The 16,320-nt window shown below is 77.1% G+C and carries 16 protein-coding genes and 1 tRNA gene; 7 read left to right on the forward strand and 10 right to left on the reverse strand.

The genetic code is table 11. From position 1 onward, the window contains the following. The 3 genes from GTR02_RS11395 to GTR02_RS11405 all read right to left on the reverse strand — a co-directional run. Positions 1 to 1,238 (reverse strand): protein phosphatase 2C domain-containing protein (locus GTR02_RS11395; protein ID WP_166607617.1); only part of this gene is annotated, 1,238 nt, incomplete at its 3' end. A 2-nt stretch (positions 1,239 to 1,240) separates the two neighbouring features. After that, on the reverse strand, positions 1,241 to 1,726 hold the full coding sequence (locus tag GTR02_RS11400; protein ID WP_166607618.1) for an FHA domain-containing protein FhaB/FipA: 486 nt from the start codon (positions 1,724 to 1,726) through the stop codon (positions 1,241 to 1,243). Positions 1,727 to 1,733: 7 nt separating this feature from the next. Next, positions 1,734 to 2,438, reverse strand: a complete 705-nt coding sequence (locus GTR02_RS11405) for an FhaA domain-containing protein (protein ID WP_166607619.1) — start codon at positions 2,436 to 2,438, stop codon at positions 1,734 to 1,736. 143 nt (positions 2,439 to 2,581) lie between these two features. On the opposite strand from GTR02_RS11405, the gene GTR02_RS11410 reads away from it, so the two are divergent. The 3 genes from GTR02_RS11410 to GTR02_RS11420 all read left to right on the forward strand — a co-directional run bounded on the left by GTR02_RS11410 (position 2,582) and on the right by GTR02_RS11420 (position 4,024). Then, a tRNA-Leu gene (locus tag GTR02_RS11410) sits at positions 2,582 to 2,665 on the forward strand. Positions 2,666 to 2,789: 124 nt separating this feature from the next. Continuing rightward, on the forward strand, positions 2,790 to 3,137 hold the full coding sequence (locus GTR02_RS11415; protein WP_166607620.1) for a hypothetical protein: 348 nt from the start codon (positions 2,790 to 2,792) through the stop codon (positions 3,135 to 3,137). A 56-nt stretch (positions 3,138 to 3,193) separates the two neighbouring features. Beyond that, positions 3,194 to 4,024: an NAD(P)H-binding protein gene (locus GTR02_RS11420; protein WP_166607621.1), complete on the forward strand. Its 831-nt coding sequence runs from the start codon at positions 3,194 to 3,196 to the stop codon at positions 4,022 to 4,024. On the opposite strand, the gene GTR02_RS11425 is transcribed toward GTR02_RS11420, so the two are convergent. Together GTR02_RS11425 and GTR02_RS11430 are read right to left on the reverse strand one after the other, a co-directional pair. After that, positions 3,935 to 5,626: a diguanylate cyclase gene (locus GTR02_RS11425; protein WP_166607622.1), complete on the reverse strand. Its 1,692-nt coding sequence runs from the start codon at positions 5,624 to 5,626 to the stop codon at positions 3,935 to 3,937. The genes GTR02_RS11420 and GTR02_RS11425 overlap by 90 nt on opposite strands. A 42-nt stretch (positions 5,627 to 5,668) precedes the next feature. Next, positions 5,669 to 6,301: a maleylpyruvate isomerase N-terminal domain-containing protein gene (locus GTR02_RS11430; protein WP_166607623.1), complete on the reverse strand. Its 633-nt coding sequence runs from the start codon at positions 6,299 to 6,301 to the stop codon at positions 5,669 to 5,671. A gap of 71 nt (positions 6,302 to 6,372) precedes the next feature. Between GTR02_RS11430 and GTR02_RS11435 the strand changes: the two genes are divergently transcribed. The 3 genes from GTR02_RS11435 (at position 6,373) to GTR02_RS11445 (ending at position 10,772) form a co-directional block, all read left to right on the forward strand. Continuing rightward, a complete protein-coding gene (locus tag GTR02_RS11435) occupies positions 6,373 to 8,058 on the forward strand; it encodes a P-loop domain-containing protein (RefSeq protein WP_338073752.1) in 1,686 nt (561 codons plus the stop codon). A gap of 55 nt (positions 8,059 to 8,113) precedes the next feature. Continuing rightward, a complete protein-coding gene (locus tag GTR02_RS24405; RefSeq protein WP_166607624.1) occupies positions 8,114 to 10,414 on the forward strand; it encodes an EAL domain-containing protein in 2,301 nt (766 codons plus the stop codon). 70 nt (positions 10,415 to 10,484) lie between these two features. Then, positions 10,485 to 10,772: a hypothetical protein gene (locus tag GTR02_RS11445; RefSeq protein ID WP_166607625.1), complete on the forward strand. Its 288-nt coding sequence runs from the start codon at positions 10,485 to 10,487 to the stop codon at positions 10,770 to 10,772. A 4-nt stretch (positions 10,773 to 10,776) separates the two neighbouring features. Here the strand turns inward: GTR02_RS11445 and mscL are convergent, their stop codons facing one another. Then, a complete protein-coding gene (gene mscL, locus GTR02_RS11450) occupies positions 10,777 to 11,196 on the reverse strand; it encodes a large conductance mechanosensitive channel protein MscL (RefSeq protein WP_166607626.1) in 420 nt (139 codons plus the stop codon). A 90-nt stretch (positions 11,197 to 11,286) separates the two neighbouring features. Here mscL and GTR02_RS11455 point away from each other — a divergent pair, with 90 nt between their 5' ends. Beyond that, on the forward strand, positions 11,287 to 12,450 hold the full coding sequence (locus GTR02_RS11455) for a lycopene cyclase family protein (RefSeq protein ID WP_166607627.1): 1,164 nt from the start codon (positions 11,287 to 11,289) through the stop codon (positions 12,448 to 12,450). A gap of 19 nt (positions 12,451 to 12,469) precedes the next feature. On the opposite strand, the gene GTR02_RS11460 is transcribed toward GTR02_RS11455, so the two are convergent. The 4 genes from GTR02_RS11460 to GTR02_RS11475 all read right to left on the reverse strand — a co-directional run bounded on the left by GTR02_RS11460 (position 12,470) and on the right by GTR02_RS11475 (position 16,306). Further along, positions 12,470 to 13,075 carry a YceI family protein gene (locus GTR02_RS11460; RefSeq protein WP_166607628.1) on the reverse strand — a complete coding sequence of 202 codons (606 nt, stop codon included), beginning with the start codon at positions 13,073 to 13,075 and terminating at the stop codon, positions 12,470 to 12,472. An 88-nt stretch (positions 13,076 to 13,163) separates the two neighbouring features. Next, positions 13,164 to 13,883, reverse strand: coding sequence for a DAK2 domain-containing protein (locus GTR02_RS11465; RefSeq protein ID WP_205709077.1), 720 nt, complete (start codon positions 13,881 to 13,883; stop codon positions 13,164 to 13,166). Beyond that, positions 13,880 to 14,941, reverse strand: a complete 1,062-nt coding sequence (locus GTR02_RS11470; protein ID WP_166607629.1) for a dihydroxyacetone kinase subunit DhaK — start codon at positions 14,939 to 14,941, stop codon at positions 13,880 to 13,882. Before GTR02_RS11470 ends, GTR02_RS11465 begins: the two co-directional genes overlap by 4 nt. A 114-nt stretch (positions 14,942 to 15,055) precedes the next feature. Continuing rightward, a complete protein-coding gene (locus tag GTR02_RS11475; RefSeq protein ID WP_166607630.1) occupies positions 15,056 to 16,306 on the reverse strand; it encodes an MFS transporter in 1,251 nt (416 codons plus the stop codon). Positions 16,307 to 16,320: the final 14 nt, after the last annotated feature.

The following is a 16,320-nucleotide window of genomic DNA, read 5'->3' on the forward strand; positions in this document are numbered from 1 at the left end:
GTGGTCGGAGGGGGCGACGCGATGGCCCGGCACTGCGCGGCCAGCCCGCGCAGCTCCTCGACGGTCGCCTCCGCCCCGGCGCGGTCGTCCGCGCTGATGCGGTCCTCGACGCGCTGCCGCCAGGCCTGCGGCAGGTCGTCGACCGCGACCGTCGTCCGCTCGAGCACCGAGGACGTCACCAGCGGCCCGAGGTCCTGCGTGAGGCCGCGGTACAGCGCGACGCGGCCGGCGTCGGCGCCCACGAAGTACTGCTGCCGGCTCCACGACCACACGCCGTACCCGCCGGCGAGCAGGAGCAGGACGAGCACCAGCGGCCCCGCGACCCAGCGCAGCCGCCGGGCGCGGCGCTCGCGGTCGGTGGGGCCCGGGTGGTCGTCCTCCTCGTCGTCGTCGCCCGCCGCGCGCAGCTCGCGCGCCCGGGCCGCGGGCGTCCCGGCGGCCACCGAGCGGTTCGGCCGGCGGAACGCCGCGGCACCCACGACCTGCGGCGTGGTCGACGGCGGGGTGCCCCCGCCGAGCTCGACGACGTCCGCGACGACGCACGAGACGTTGTCGGGGCCGCCGCCGCGCAGCGCCAGCTCGACCAGCCGGTCGCACGTCGCGTCCGGCGCGTCGCCCGCCCCGAGGGCCTCGGCCAGCGTCTCGTGGCTGACGACGCCCGACAGGCCGTCGGAGCACAGCAGGTAGCGGTCGCCGGGGCGCGCCTCGCGCACCGAGACGTCGGCCGTGTCCTGGCGCTCGCCCGTCAGCACCCGCATGATCACCGACCGCTGCGGGTGGTGCTCGGCCTCCTCGGGCGTGAGCTTGCCGTCGTCGACGAGGCTCTGCACGTAGCTGTGGTCGCGCGTCAGCTGGGTCAGCACGCCTCCGCGCAGCAGGTAGCCGCGCGAGTCGCCGATGTGCGCCAGCACGAGGCGCGACCCGGCCCGCAGGATCGCCGTCACGGTCGTGCCCATGCCCGACAGCTCGGGTTCGACGCCCACGCGGTCGCGCAGCTGCGCGTTCGCGGCCTCCAGGGCGGTCGCCAGGTGCTCGGCCGCGTCGTCGCTGCCGTGCGACTCCCCGTCCAGGACCGACAGCTCGCCGACCGCGAGCGAGCTCGCGACGTCGCCGCCCGCGTGCCCGCCCATGCCGTCGGCGATGACGAGCAGGTGCGGCCCCGCGTAGCCGGAGTCCTGGTTGCTGGAGCGGACGAGGCCGACGTCGGAGCGGGCCGCGTAGCGCAGGGCGATCGCCACGGCTACCTCCGCAGCTCGAGCACGGTCTTGCCGATGCGCAGCGGCGTGCCCGGCTCGAAGGGGCGGGGGACGCTCAGCCGGTCGCGGCCGAGGAACGACCCGTTGGTCGACTGCAGGTCCTCCACGACCCAGCCCTCGCCCGCGGGGTCCGCGGAGATCCGCACGTGCTTGGTGGAGGCGTACTCGTCGTCCAGGACGAGCGTGCAGTCGGGTCCGCGCCCGATGAGGACGGGCGCCGTCCCGAGCGCCAGCGTCGTGCCGCGCAGCGACCCCTCGACCACGACGAGGGTGGCGCGGGCCGGGCGGGCGGGCTCCCGGGCCGGCGCCGCCTCGCCGCGCGGGGTGCGCGGCCGCGCGCGGTCGGTGCGGCGGGCCGTGACGCGGGTGCCGAAGAGGTCGGCGCGCAGCACGCCCACGACGGCGAGCACGAAGAGCCACAGCACGACCAGCAGGCCGAGCCGCAGGGCGGTCAGGGTGAGCTCGCTCACGAGGGGATCAGGTCCAGCTCTCGTCGCGCCGGCCCGAGTGGAAGACGAGACGGGTCCGGCCGATGGTCACGGCGGTGCCGTCGAACAGGTCGGTGGAGGAGATCTGCTCCCCGTCCACGAAGGTGCCGTTGGTGGAGCCCAGGTCGACCAGCCGCGCCCCGTGCGGCGTCACCCGCACCTCGGCGTGGCGGCGGGAGACCCCCGGGTCGTCCACGACGACGTCGGCGTCGGAGCCGCGGCCGATGACGGTCACGGCCTCGGTGAGCACGTAGCCGCGGCCGTCCACGTCCAGGCGCGGCCGGCCGGCCGTGGACGTGCGCGGCGTCGCCGGCGCCACGCGCCCCTTCACGGTCGAGCTCAGGACGCGGAAGACGCCGGTCTCGAGGTCGTCGGCCTCGTGGAAGTCGACGCGCACCGGGCCGACGAAGGAGTACCGCTGCTTGTCGGCGTGCTGGGTGACGGCCGCGACGAGCTCGTCGGCGAGCGTGTCCTGCCAGGACGCGATCTTGTCGTGGTCGGAGCGGCCGAGCTCCACGACGAAGCTGTTGGGCACCAGGGTCCGTCCGCGCGAGAGCACCGCGGCCCGGTCGTCGAGCTCGCGGCGCAGGGCGCTCGCGACCTCCACGGGCTGCACCTCGCTGCGGAACGCCCGCGCGAAGACGCCGTTGACGGCGCGTTCGACGCCGCGCTCGAAGCGGTCCAGCACGCCCACGCCGACCCTCCCCGCTCCGTCGATCCCGCCCCTGCGCCCTTCGGTCCGTCGGCATCGTAACGGGGTGCGACCCCCCCGACCCGCTCCCGCGTGATCAGCGCGTCCTCGGGCGCCCGCAGGGGCTGCTAAGGTCTTCAGCGTCTGCGCGAGTGGCGGAATAGGCAGACGCGCACGGTTCAGGTCCGTGTGCCCGAAAGGGCGTGGGGGTTCAACTCCCCCCTCGCGCACAGCAGTCGGAGGCCCCGGTCGGGTGACCGGGGCCTCCGCCGTTCCCGGGGAGCTGTCGTGCAGGTCCGCACCCGGGTCCTCGCCGGACCTCCACAGGCGGACGCGCACGCCTAGCCTGGCGGCGTGCACCCAGACGACGTCCAGCGGACGTTCACCGCGTGGCTGACCGCGCAGGGCTGGGACGTCGACGAGGTCGAGGGCCACCCCGTCGTGGTCGCCGAGCGCTCCGGCCGCCGGCTCGTGGCGGCCGTCCAGGGCGCCACGCCGGACCCGGAGACGGCGCTCGACACCCTCTGGGGCTCGCTCCTGCGGCTGATGGCCGACGACGAGCTGGTCCGGTACGCGCTCGTCGTGCCCGAGGGCGGGCCCGTCTTCGCGGCGTTCCGCGTCCAGCCCGAGATCCGGTACGCCCTCGGCGTCTCCGTCTACGGCGTCGGCGCGGACGGCACCGTGACCCTGCACGAGGACTGACGGGCCCGAGCGGCGGCGGGCAGCCGGCACCGGCGGGCAGCTGGCACGCTGGGCCCGTGGGACTCATCGGGGTGACGGGCGCGACGGGACACGTCGGCGGGCGGGTGGCGCGCAGGCTGGCGGCGGGCGGCGCGCCGCAGCGGCTGGTGGTGCGGGACGCGGCCCGCGCCCCCGCGCTGCCGGGTGCGGAGGTCGCGGTGGCCACGTACGCCGACGCGGGCTCGCTCGTCGAGGCCTTCACGGGCGTCGACGTGCTGCTGCTGGTCTCGGCCGCCGAGGACGCCGACCGGGTCCGTCAGCACCACAACGCCGTGGAGGCCGCCGCGGCGGCCGGCGTGCGGCGCGTGGTCTACACCTCCTTCCTCGGCGCGGCCCCCGACTGCACCTTCACCTTCGGCCGCGACCACGCCGCGACCGAGCGGTTCCTCGCCGACGCGGGGCTGGAGGCGACCGTCCTGCGCAACTCCTTCTACCTCGACGTGCTGCCGGAGTTCGTCACCGACGGCGTGCTGCGGGGCCCGGCGGGCGACGGCCGGCTCGCGGCCGTGGCGCGCGAGGACGTCGCCGACGCGGCGCTCGCGGCCCTGCTCGACGACCGGCACGCGGGCCGGACGTACGACCTCACGGGGCCGGAGTCGACGACGCTCGCCGAGGTCGCCGCCGAGCTGACCCGCGCGGGGGGCACCGAGGTCCGCTACGTCGACGAGACGGTCGAGGAGGCGTACGCGTCGCGCGCCTCCTCGGGCGCCCCGCGGTGGATGCTCGACGGCTGGGTCAGCACCTACACGGCCATCGCGTCAGGGGAGCTGGACGTCGTCTCGGGCGCGGTCGAGGAGCTGACCGGGCACCCGCCGCTCGGCCTGCGCGAGGTCCTGGCCCAGCGCTAGCGCGTGCACGCGGTTGCGGCCCGCGGCCTTGGCCGCGTAGAGCAGCCCGTCGGCGCTCGCCACGAGGTCGTCGACGCCGGCGCGCAGCGGGGCGTCGGCCGTCACGACGCCGACCGAGGCCGTGACGCGGAGCCCGGCCGCGACCTCCGTCCAGTCGTGGGCCTCGATGCGGGCCCGGCACGTCTCGGCGAGCTGCTCGGCGAGCCCCGGCTCCGGCAGCACGCAGACGACGGCGAACTCCTCCCCGCCCAGGCGCACGAGCACGTCGTCGCGGCGCACGCTCTCGCGCAGCAGCCGGCCCAGGGTCCGCAGCACGACGTCGCCCGTCGCGTGCCCGAAGGTGTCGTTGACGGCCTTGAAGTGGTCGACGTCCAGCAGCGCGACGCACAGCTGGTCACCGGGCCGGGCCGCGGCCAGCAGGCCGGGCACGACCTCGTCGAACAGCCGCCGGTTGCCGATGCCCGTGAGGGCGTCCTCCAGGACGCGCCGCTCGAGCTCCGCGGCCTCGTGGCGCAGCTGGTGCAGCTCCTCGCCCACGCCCAGCAGGCGGGCGCGCACCTCGGCCGTCTGGGTGCGGGCGCGGGCCTCGAGCTCGTGGTAGCGGCGGTAGGAGTCCAGGGCCCGCCGGAAGTCGCCCAGCGCCTCCCACGACGCCGACGCCGTGCGGTGCGCCGCGAGGGCGACCGAGGACTCGTGGGTCTCCTCGGCCAGGGCGACGACCTCGTCGAGGAGCGTGAGCGCCCCGCGGTGGTCCCCGCGGCGCTGCGCGTCCTGGGCCCGCGCCTCCAGCACGCCCAGCTCCAGCGAGCGGTAGCCGTGCGCGCGGCTGAGGTCGACCGCGGCGGTGAAGCTCGCCTCGGCGGCCTCGCCGTCGAGGTGGGCGAGCACGCAGCCGGCGTTGAGGTGCGACAGCGCGACCCGGTAGGGGTTGCCGGAGCTCTCGGCGAGCTCGAGGGCGCGCCGGGCCCGCGCGACGCCGGCCCACAGCTCGTCGACGGGCACGTCGTCGCCCCGCGCGGCGCTCTGGATGACCAGGTCGGTGGTGTTGGTGAGGAAGCAGAACTCCGTCTCCGGTGCGGCCGCGGTCCCCAGCGCCCGCAGCTCCGCCTCGGCGCGGTCGAACATGGCGGCGGCGGCCGCGACGTCGCCCAGCGTCGAGCGGACGCTCCCGGCGCGGTTGAAGGTGCCCGACCGCAGCTCGTGGTCCTCGAGCGTCGCGACCGTGGCCAGGGCCTGCTCGATGGCCGTCAGCGCCTCCTCGAACAGGCCCAGCTCCAGGTAGGTGAGGGCGAGCAGGTTCAGCGCGTCGACCGATCCCGCGACGTCCCCGGCGCGCTCGGACGCCGCGACGGCCCGCCGCCCGGCGCGGGCCGCGTCCTCGTGCTCGCCCAGCCGCACGGCCTGGTTGCACACCAGCCGCAGGGCCAGGGCCAGCCGCGCGTCGTCGCCCAGGCGGGCAGCGAGCTCCGCGGCGCGCTCGGCGAGGACCCGGCCCTCCTGGTAGGCGCCCTGCGTCCGGGCGTGCTCGGCGGAGGCCACCAGCGCGGCGAGCTCCTCGGCGGGCCCCGGCGCGGTGACCTGCGCGGAGCGGGCCGTCGACACGCCGTCGGCATCGACACCCCGGGCCCCGCGGTTGAGCTCGGCTCACCCTCCCGGGTGCCGCCAGAGCGCGAGCACGGCCGCCGTGTCCGCCGCGCGCGCGAGAGCGCTCCCACGCGCCGCGTCCAGCGCCTCGCCCGTCGCGCGCGCGATCCGCAGCGCGCCGGGGTCGGGTGCGGGCACGTCCAGCTCGGGACCGACGTCGAGCTGGTGGACCGCGAGCTCGCACGCCCACGTGGCGAGGAAGTCCCCCGTGCCGAGGACCTGGCCCTGGAAGGCGAGCCGGCCCGGCGCCAGGGTCGTGACCACTGATCGGACGGCGCCCAGGGTCGGCAGCGTGTGGGTCACCAGCCCCGTCGGGTCGCGGTAGGCGGAGGCGAGCAGGCGCACGAACCGCACCTGGGCCGTGCGGGCGGCCGCGTCGCCACCGGCCGCCGCCTCGCCCCGCCAGTAGGCGGCCGCGTCGCTGTCCGCCGGCTCCGTCGTCGTGGGGGACACCAGGCCCAGCAGCATCTCCTGCAGCCCGAGGTGCACGTGCGCGAGGACGTCGCCCGCCGTCCACCCGCGGCAGCGGCTCGCGGCGAGGAGGTCCTCGTCGCGCAGACCGCCCAGGGTCTGCTCCAGGACGTCGAGGGAGGCGAGGACGGCGGACGCGGCGGGGGCGTGGTCGACGTGCACGCGTCCACGGTGGCCCGCGCCGCGGCTCCCCGCGACCCCCGACCCGGCGCCGAGACGCCTAGCCTCGCCCCGTGGCGCCCGACGACACCCCGGCGGCCCTGCGCGCCGCGCTGGCGGACCTGCACGGCGGCTCCTACGCGCGCTACCGCTCGCTCCGCGGCCGGTGGGCCCTCGGGGCGGGGGCGACGCTCGTCGTGACCCGCACCCAGCCGGACCCGTTCGCGCCGCCCAGCCGGTGCGAGGTCCACCTCGACGCCGCCGCCGCGGGCTTCCCGCCCGGCCTGCGCGCCACGGCGACGCGGGCCCGGGCGCTCGCGTCGGTCCTCGCGCGGGCCGCGGCGGCCGTGCCCGCCAGCCCGTTCCGCGTCGACGCCGGCGGCCCGGAGGTGCTGCAGCGCAGCAGCTGCGAGGTCGGCCCGGCCGGGGACGTCGTGCTCCGCTTCGCCTACCCCCTGCCCGGGCCCCGACGCCGCGTCGACGGCCGGACGGCCACGCACGAGCTCACGACCCTCCTGCCGGACCTCGTCCACCGCTGCCTGCGCGCCGCGGCCCACGACGCCGAGGAGCTGCGCGCCGTCGTCGACGCGGTCGACGACGCTTCCTGGCTGCGCGCCGCCCTCCCGCGCCTCGGGCTGGTGGCCTTCGTCGCCGACGGGGCGGTGCTCGCGCGGCGCAGCGGGGCCGACGACCGCCCGGCCGAGGACGCGGTCGCGTTCCGCTCGCCCCCCTCGCTGCGCACGACGGTCGACCTGCCGCACCGCGGGCCCACGACGGGCGCCGGGATCGGCGAGGGCGTCACCGTCGTGGTCGGCGGCGCCTTCGCGGGGAAGTCGACGCTGCTGCGCGCCCTGGAGGCCGGCGTCGCCGACCACCTGCCGGGCGACGGGCGCGAGCTCGTCGTCACGCGGCCGGACGCGGTCGCGGTCCGCGCGGAGGACGGCCGGGCCGTGACCCGCGTCGGGATCGACGCCTTCGTGGGCGAGCTGCCCGGGGGCCTGCGGGCCGCGGACTTCTCCACCCCCGACGCGTCGGGGTCCACGTCGCAGGCCGCGGCGGTCCTGGAGGCGCTCGAGGTCGGCTGCGGCCTGCTGCTCGTCGACGAGGACACCTCCGCGACCAACCACCTCGTCCGCGACGCCCGCATGCAGGCGCTCGTGGCGCGGGAACCGCTGACGCCCCTCGTGGACCGGGTGCGCGCCCTGCACGCCGCGCTCGGCGTCTCCACCGTGATCGCGGTCGGGGCGTCGGGCGACTTCCTCGACGTCGCCGACCGCGTCCTGCTGATGGACGCCTTCGTGGGCACCGACGTCACGGCACGGGCCCGCGAGGTGGCGCGGACCCCGACCGGGCGCGTGCCGGAGGCCGGGGGCCGGATCGTCGTGCGGGCCCGCGTGCCCGATCCCGGGTCCGTCCGCGTCACCGCACGCGGCCGGGTGCGGGCCGGCGCCCGGGGCACCGACACCCTGCTGCTGGGCGAGGAGGAGGTCGACGTGCGGGCCGTGCGGCAGTTCACCGACCCCGCCCAGGTGGCCGGGGCCGCCCACGCCCTCGCCCGGCTCGTCGTGGCGGGCCACCTCGACGGCCGGCGCACCCTGGCGCAGGCGCTGGACCTCCTCGACGCGGAGCCGGCCGGGCCGGCCGGGCCGCTGCCGGGCTGGCTCGCCGGCCTCGACGCGGACGTCGCCGTGCCCCGGCGCCACGAGGTGGCCGCCGCGCTGGACCGGCTGCGGACGCTGCGGGTCCTGAGCGTCGGCTGAGCCGATCGGGGGCTCGACCGTTCACCCGGGGCCCGGGACGGCCGACCTCCCGAGGGTGACGACGGTTCCCGCCCGCGGACCCCGGGGGCCCCTGCCCACCCGGTGGCCGCTCCTCGTCGCCCTCGTCCTCGCGGGCCTCGCGGCCCCCGTCGTCCTGCTGCCCGCCGTCCCCGGCAGCGCCGTCGACGTCGTCCTGACCGCGGTCGCCGTCGCGAGCGCCCTCCAGCTGCGGCGCGTCGCGCGGCGCTCGCCCGAGGGCAGCTGCTGGCACTGGTTCGCGCGGGCCGCCGTCCTGACCGCCGCCGGGACCGCGCTCGCCGTCGCCGACGGCGTCCGGCACCACGTGGCGGGGACACCGCCCCACCCGGGCGTCCACGTCGTCGTGGGCGTCCCGGTCCTGCTCGCGGGGGCCTGCGTCTACGGCGGGGTGACGCGGTGGAACCGGGGCCGCTCCTACGCCTTCGACGCGGGCGACCACCTCAACGGCCTGGCCGCCCTGGCGGCCGGGACGGGGGCGGCCAACCTGCTGCTCGGCAACCTCGCGCCCGGGCTGGTCGCCACCTGGCCGGTCTGGCGCGTGCAGGGCTGGCTGCTCGGCTGCACGCTGCTCGTCGTGCTGCTCGGCACGGTGGTCACGGTCGCCACCGCGTCCCGCACGCTGGCCGACGTCCGCCTGTGGCTGCTCGGGGCCGGCTTCGCGGCGCTGCTCGTCGTCACGGTGGTGGGGGGCCACGCCGGGACGCCGGGCGACGAGCTGCTGCACACGTCGTGGGTCGCCGCCGTGCTCCTGCTAGCGCTGGTCTCGCTGCGCGGGCACCCCGTCGAGGCGGTGCAGATCAGCCACCGGGCCCCCGCCGTGGGGGTCGTCGTGCTGGTCGCCCTGAGCGTCGTCGTGCTGGCCGCCGACGGCCACGGGTCCCCCGTCGTGGACGGCTTCCCCATCGCCTACGCCACGGCCGCCGTCGCGCTGGTCAGCACGCGCGTGGTGCGGCTGGTCCGGGAGCTGGCGGAGCTCGCCGAGTCCCGCCTGCAGGCCCTCACCGACGACCTGACGGGCATCGCCAACCGCCGCGCCCTCGTGGCGCGGCTGCGGGCGCTGGCCGACGACGCCGAGGGGGCCGCCCTGCTCGTGGTCGACCTCGACCGCTTCAAGGAGGTCAACGACCGCTACGGCCACGTCGAGGGCGACGACCTGCTCCGGGTCATCACGGGTGCGCTCGAGGCGACCGCGCCCGCCGGGTCCCTGCTCGCGCGCCTGGGCGGCGACGAGTTCGCGCTGCTGCTGCCGGACGGCAGCGAGTGCGGGGGCGCCGCCGTCGCCGCGCGGCTGGTCGACGCCGTCACGGCCGTCGTGCGCGCCGACGCCCGCCCGCTGGGCGTCGGGATGAGCGTCGGCGTGGCCGCGGCGGCCGCGGGCACCCTGGACCCCGACGACCTGCTCCGCCGGGCCGACGCGGCGATGTGGGTGGCCAAGGGCTCCGGCGGCGGCCTCAGCGTCTTCGACGCGGACGCCGACGCCCGGGCCCGCGACCGCGCGGCCCTGCTGGCCGACCTCACCGCGCTGCTGGACGGTGACGAGGCGGGCGACGGGGCGCTGGGCCGGCAGCTCGTGCTCTTCTACCAGCCCCAGGTCGACCTCGCGTCGGGCGTGGTCGTCGGCGTCGAGGCGCTCGTGCGCTGGCAGCACCCCGACCGCGGTCTGCTGCCGCCCGTCGCGTTCCTCGACCTCGTCGAGGAGCACGGGCTGATGGACCGGCTCACGGCGTCCCTGCTGCACCGCGCCGCCCGGGAGGCCCGCGGCTGGCGGGCCGGGGGCGGGCCGCTGCGCGTCTCGGTCAACCTGTCCGCCAGCTCGCTCGCCCACCCCGGGCTCCTCGCCGCGGTGGACGACGCCCTGGCGTGCAGCGGTCTCGAGCCCGGCCGGCTGGTGCTCGAGGTGACCGAGACGACCCTGATGGCCGACCCCGGGCTGGCGCTCGCCGTCGCCCGCGACCTCACGGCCCGCGGGGTGCAGCTCAGCATCGACGACTACGGGACCGGCTACTCCTCGCTGGCCTACCTGACCGACCTCCCGGCGAGCGAGCTGAAGCTGGACCGGGCGTTCACGCTGCGCGTCCTCGGCGAGCCGCGCACGGCGGACATCGTCGCGGCGACCGTCGGGCTCGCGCACCGGCTGGGCCTGCGCGTCGTCGCCGAGGGCGTCGAGGACGCCGCGACCCTCGCAGTCCTGGCCCGGCTCGGCACGGACGAGACGCAGGGCTACCTGCACGCCCGGCCGCTGCCGCCCGCGGAGTTCGAGCGGTGGCTGCGGCGCCGGTCCACGCCCGTCGCCGCGGTGGCCGCCGCGCGCGCCTGAGCCGGTCGCGTCCCGCGGCGGCCCCGCGCCCCCGGTGGCGGCCGGCTCCCGCGCTCGCGAGGGTGGGGGCATGAGCACCGACGAGACCCGCAACGACCACGAGGTCGACGTGTTCGACAACGCCGAGGTGCGCCAGACCAGCGAGCAGGCCACCTCCCCCGTGGCCCGCGCCTCGGGCGGCGGCGGTCCCCTGCCAAGTCCGGCGCGCCCCGAGGGCGCCGTCCCGGGCGTCCCGGACGACGACGAGACCGGTGGCACCGCGGCGGGCGACCCGACCGCGGGCGTCCAGATCTCCGCCGAGGACGCGGCCGCGGCCGTGCCGGGCGACGAGGGCCCCGAGAACCCCGGGACCCGGTGACCTCCTAGCCCCGGGTACCGGTGGCGGTCCCGTCCTGCGCCGCGAGGAGGTCGCGGATCTCGGTGAGGAGCCGGACGTCCTCGGCGGGTGCGGCCGGGGCGGCCACCTCGTCGCGCCGGCGCAGCGACAGCAGCCGGTTCATCGGCACCACGACGAGGAAGTAGACGACGGCCGCGACGACCAGGAAGTTCAGGACGGCCGCGAGGACGCTGCCGAACTGCAGCGCCGCGCCGCCCCGCAACCCGACCGTCAGCGACGAGCCGAGCGTGGAACCGCCGACGACGGCCGCGATGAGCGGGTTGATGAACCCGTCGACGATCGCCTTGACCACCGCGGAGAACGCCGTGCCGATGACGACGGCGACCGCGAGGTCGATGACGTTCCCCCGCAGCACGAAGTCCTTGAAACCGGTGATGAGCGACATGGGTCGGGTCCTCTCGGTCGGGGGTCCGGTCCCGCCGAGCGTAGGGGGCCGCCGGGTCGGTCGCGCCGGCCCGCGGGGGACACTGCGCGGGTGACCGCGCCGACCCCGCCCCCGCTCGACCTCGCCGTCGTCGGCCTCGGGGCGGCCGGCGGGAGCCTGGCGTGGCGGCTCGCGGGCACGGGCGTGCGGTTCGCCGTCGTGGAACCCCCGCCGTCGTCCGCGCGGCGGACCCAGCTGCGCACGTGGTGCACGTGGGGGGCGTCGGGGCCGGGGCCGTTCGGCCACCTCGTCGCGGCGAGCTGGTCGCAGTTGCGCCTGGTCGCCGCCGACGGCAGCGAGGTCCGCCGGTCCCTGGACCCGTGGCGCTACCGGATGCTGCACTCCACCGACGTCGAGGCCGCGGTGCGCGCGCGGCTCGCCGACGCCGGGGTCCCGGTGCTGACCGGGGTCGTCGAGGAGCTCACGGCCTCGGGCTCCGGCGTCGCCGTGCGCGGCGAGGGGGTCGACCTGGCGGCGCGGCGGGTGCTGGACACGCGGCCCGTGCCGGTCCCCCGCACGGGCCGGACGCTGCTGCTGCAGCACTTCCTGGGCCGGCGCATCCGCACGCGCCGCCCGGTGTTCGACGCGGCCACCGTCACGCTGATGGACTTCCGCGTCCCGCAGCCGCGGGGCGGCGTCGCCTTCGGCTACGTCCTGCCGACGTCACCGCACGAGGCGCTCGTGGAGTACACGGAGTTCTCGCGGGACCTGCTGACCGACGAGGGCTACGACCACGCGTGGCGGGACTACCTGCAGCGCAGCGGTGTCGGTGAGCACGAGGTGCTGGGCGAGGAGCGCGGCGTCATCCCGATGACGGACGCGGAGTTCCCGCCGCACCCCGTCGCGGGGGTGGTCCGGTTCGGGGCCGCGGCCGGGGCCGTGCGCCCGTCGACGGGGTACGCGTTCAGCGCGGTCCAGCGCCAGTCCGACGCGGTCGCCGCCGCCCTCGCGGCCGGCCGCGAACCCGTTCCGCCGCAGGTGCACGGCCGCCGCCACCTGCTGATGGACTCCCTCGTGCTGGAGGCCGTGGCGCGCTCGCGCCTGGCGGGCGACGAGCTGTTCGTCCGGTTGTTCCGCCGCAACCCGGTGCACCGCGTCCTGGGTTTCCTCGACGGGACGACGGGCCTCGCCGACGACCTGCGCCTCATGGCGTCCTCGCCCCGGGGGCCGATGCTGCGGACCGTCGCCGGGAGGTACCGGCGACGGTCCGGCTGAGCGGGCGGCGCAGGAGGGCTCAGGCGCTGAGGACGGCCTCGACGTCGAGCTGCAGGTCGACCTTGTCGGCGACGACGAGCCCGCCGTTGTCCAGGCGCGCGTCGAAGGACAGGCCGAACTCGCGGCGGTTGATGCTGCCCTTGGCCGAGAAGCCGACGCGGGTGCCGCCGTAGGCGTCGGGGCCCAGGCCGGAGACCTCGGTGACCAGGGTGACGGGGCGGGTGACGCCCTTGAGGGTGAGCTCGCCGTCGATGACGTAGTCGTCGCCGTCGTGGCGGATGCCCGTGCTGCGGAACGTGGCCTTCGGGTGCGTCTCGATCTCGAAGAAGTCACCCGTCTTCAGGTGGCCGTCGCGCGCCTCGTTGAACGTCGTCACCGAGGTGACGTCGATCTCCGCGGTCACGCTGGAGGTGCCCAGGTCGTCGGACGTCACGATCTCGCCGGAGACCTCGCCGAAGCGGCCGCGGACCTTGCTCACGGCCATGTGGCGGACCGTGAAGCTGACCTCCGAGTGGGTCGCGTCGATCGTCCACGTGCCGGCCTGCCAGCCCTCGACCGCGGGGAGCTCCGCCGTCGCCGTCGCCGTCGCGCCGCCGTTGTCCTTCTTGCCACCGAACAGGCCCACGATGTCCTCCAGAAGTAGTTGCTGCCGCAAGTGCTGATGCCGAAGGTAGCAGCATCTGTTTGAGGCGTCAACGACTTTGGGGGACGGGTCAGACGACGGTCCCGCGCTCGAAGAACCAGGCGATGGCGAGCGCCCCGGGGTCGACCACCCCGCGGGCGACGTCGCCGACGTAGCTCGCGCGCCCGCGGCGGGCCCGCAGCCCCTCCGTCCCGCGCGCTCCGTCGGCGGCCGCGCGGTACGCCGCGCCGAGCGCGGCCACGACGGGCACCGAGGCTGTCGCCGCGTCCCGCAGGGCGTCGGCGGCGGGCGCCATCGCGTCGACCATCGTCTTGTCGCCCAGCTGCGCCCCGCCGAGGCGCTGCACGGTGTCCAGGCCCGCCCGGGCGGCGTCCGCCAGGCCCTCGGTGGACAGCGTCTGGCCGCCGTGGCGGGAGAACTCGCGGAACCACATGCCGAGCAGCGGCCCGCTGGTCCCACCCGTGTCCAGGAACGCCAGCGTCACGGCGTCGAACACCCCCGCGACGTCGCCCGGGCGGGTCCGGTCGAGCCGCGCGTCGGCGCCCCGCACGGCGGCGCGGAGGTTGTGCCCGAAGTCGCCGTCGCCCGCGAGCCGGTCCAGCTCGGTGAGCTCCTCGGAGCGGTGGCGCACCTGCTCGGAGAAGCCCAGCCACCAGGCCCGGACGCGGGTCGCGTCGAGGTCGGCCGCCCGGCCGCCTCGCACGGGCGGCACCGGGGTGCCGTCCTGCAGCAGCTCCAGGCGCTCGGGCGCGGCGACGGTCGTGCGCCGCGGGGGGCGCCGCGGCGTCACCACGTCAGCGCCGCCGTCCGTGCGGGCGCGTCCCACAGACGCACCACCTCGTCGTCGGCCGGCACGAGGGTCACCGACACCCCGGCCATGTCGAGCGCCGTGACGGGGGAACCGACGAGGGAACGGACGACGCGGACGCCGCGGGCCTCGAGCACGCGGACCACCTCCCGGAAGACGACGGACAGTTCGAGCGGGTGCGTGGAGCCGAGGCCGTTGACGAGCGCGAGCACCGCGTCGCCGCGCTGCACCTCGATCGCGTCGGCGACGGGGGTGACGAGCTGCTCGGCGAGGTCGGCCGCGGTGGAGAACGCGCGGCGCCCCACGCCGCGCTCGCCGTGGATGCCGACGCCGAACTCGACCTCGTCCTCGGGCAGGTCGAACGACGGCAGCCGCTCGCCGGGGTGGGTGGGGGCGGTCAGCGCGATCGACAGCGTGCGGGAGCGCTGCGCCGTCCGGCGCCCGAGCGCGACCAGGTCGGCGAGCCCGGCCCCCTCCTCCGCCGCTGCGCCGCAGACCTTCTCGACGACGACGACGGCCGCGGTGCCCCGGCGGCCGGGCCCGTCGTCCAGGCCGGTGACGGCCGGGTCGGTGGCCAGGTCGTCCTCCACGAGGACCTGGTCGACGGCCACGCCGTCGTCGGTCGCGAGCTCGGCGGCGATCCGGAAGTTCAGGACGTCGCCCGTGTAGTTCTTCACCACGTGCAGGACGCCCGCGCCGGTGTTCACCGCGCGCGTGGCCGCGGCCACCTGCAGCGCCGTGGGGCTCGTGAAGACGCGGCCCGGGACGGCCGCGTCGAGCATGCCGACGCCGACGAAACCCGTGTGCAGGGGTTCGTGCCCGGAGCCGCCGCCGGACACGAGCGCGACCTTGCCGGGGCGCCGCCCGGCGGGGGCGCGGCGCACGAAGTCGGGGTCGCGGTGCAGGGAGACCAGCTGCGGGTGGGCCAGCGCGAACCCCTCGAGCGCCTCGGCCACGAAGTCGTCGCGGTCGTTGAGGAACTGCCGCCGGCCCGTGGTCGCGCGGAGCTGCACGTCGGGACGTCCGGTCGTCGCACTCACGGGCTGACCTCCTGGTCGCAGGCCGTCGTCCTCGACGTCGGGGACGTCCTGGCAGCGTGGCACTGTCCGGCCCGCTCGGCCAGCCCTGCACGGCGCGGCGGGCGTCGCTCCGCGTCACCCCGCGGGCAGCGCCCGCCGCCGGTGCAGGGCCGCGAACCCGGCCGCGGCCACCACGACCAGCAGCGGGAAGACCACCGCGAGCAGGAGGCCGACGCGCAGGCCGGAGCCGTCGTCGGCCGGCAGGGCCTCCGAGATCTGCTGCAGCACACCGGTCGAGGTGGTCGAGGCCTCGGCCAGGGCCCCCGCGGCCCACGGTCCCAGCGCCCCGCCCGCGTCGCCCGCGACGGCGAGCACGCCGAACATGGCCGCCCCGCCCAGCGGGAACCGGGCCGCGGCGAGGCTGAACGCCCCGGGCCACAGCAGGGCCACGGCCAGACCGCAGGCGGCGCAGCCCACCAGCCCCGCGGCGGGGCTCTCAGAGACGGCCGCCACCACGTAGCACGCGGCCGCCAGGACCCCCGACGCCGTCAGCGCGGGCACGAGGGGGATCCGGCTGCCCCACAGCCCGTACACCGTCCGGCCGACGCCCATGAGGACGGCGAACAGCGCGGGGCCCGCGAGGTCCCCCGTCACCTTCGCCGCACCCAGGCCCTGCTCGGCGTACAGCGAGGACCACTGCGACATCGTCAGCTCCGCGGCCCCCGCGGCGAGCATGAGCAGCAGGACGGCCGTGAACGCGGGCGCGCGCAGCAGCGCGCGCAGGCTGGTGCGGTGCTCGTCGGGCACCGTGGCCGGCAGCGGGACGCGCGTGAACACCACGAGGTTCACGAGCGGCACGAGCGCCCACAGCACGGGCAGCAGCGGCCAGTCCTCCTCACCGACCGCCGCGAGCAGCAGCGTGGTCCCGACGACGACGGCGACCTGCCCCCAGCAGTAGAAGGAGTGCAGCAGGCTCATCTGCGCGGCCTTCGCCTCGGCCGGGCTCGGCAGCGCCTCCACGACCGGGCTGACGAGGACCTCCAGCAGCCCCCCGCCCACGGCGTAGACGACGACGGCGACGGCCAGGCCCGCGGCCGGGCTCGGCCCCCACTGCGGGCCCGCGGCCAGCAGCAGCAGGCCCGTCGCGGCGAGGGCGTGGGCCAGCACGAGGGGGACCCGGTAGCCGATCCGGTCGACGACCTTGACGGCCACCACGTCGGTCACCAGCTGGGTCGCGAAGTTCAGCAGCACGAGCCGCCCGAGCACGTCGAGCGGCACGTCGTAGCGCCGCTGGAACACGATGAACAGCAGGGGCGCGAGGTTGTTGACGACGGCCTGGACGACGTAGCCGGTGTAGCAGGCGCGCCGGGTGGCGGTGGGGGTCACGGGGGCTCCCGGGG

The organism is Kineococcus siccus (genome assembly GCF_009906795.1).
Classification (GTDB): domain Bacteria; phylum Actinomycetota; class Actinomycetes; order Actinomycetales; family Kineococcaceae; genus Kineococcus; species Kineococcus siccus.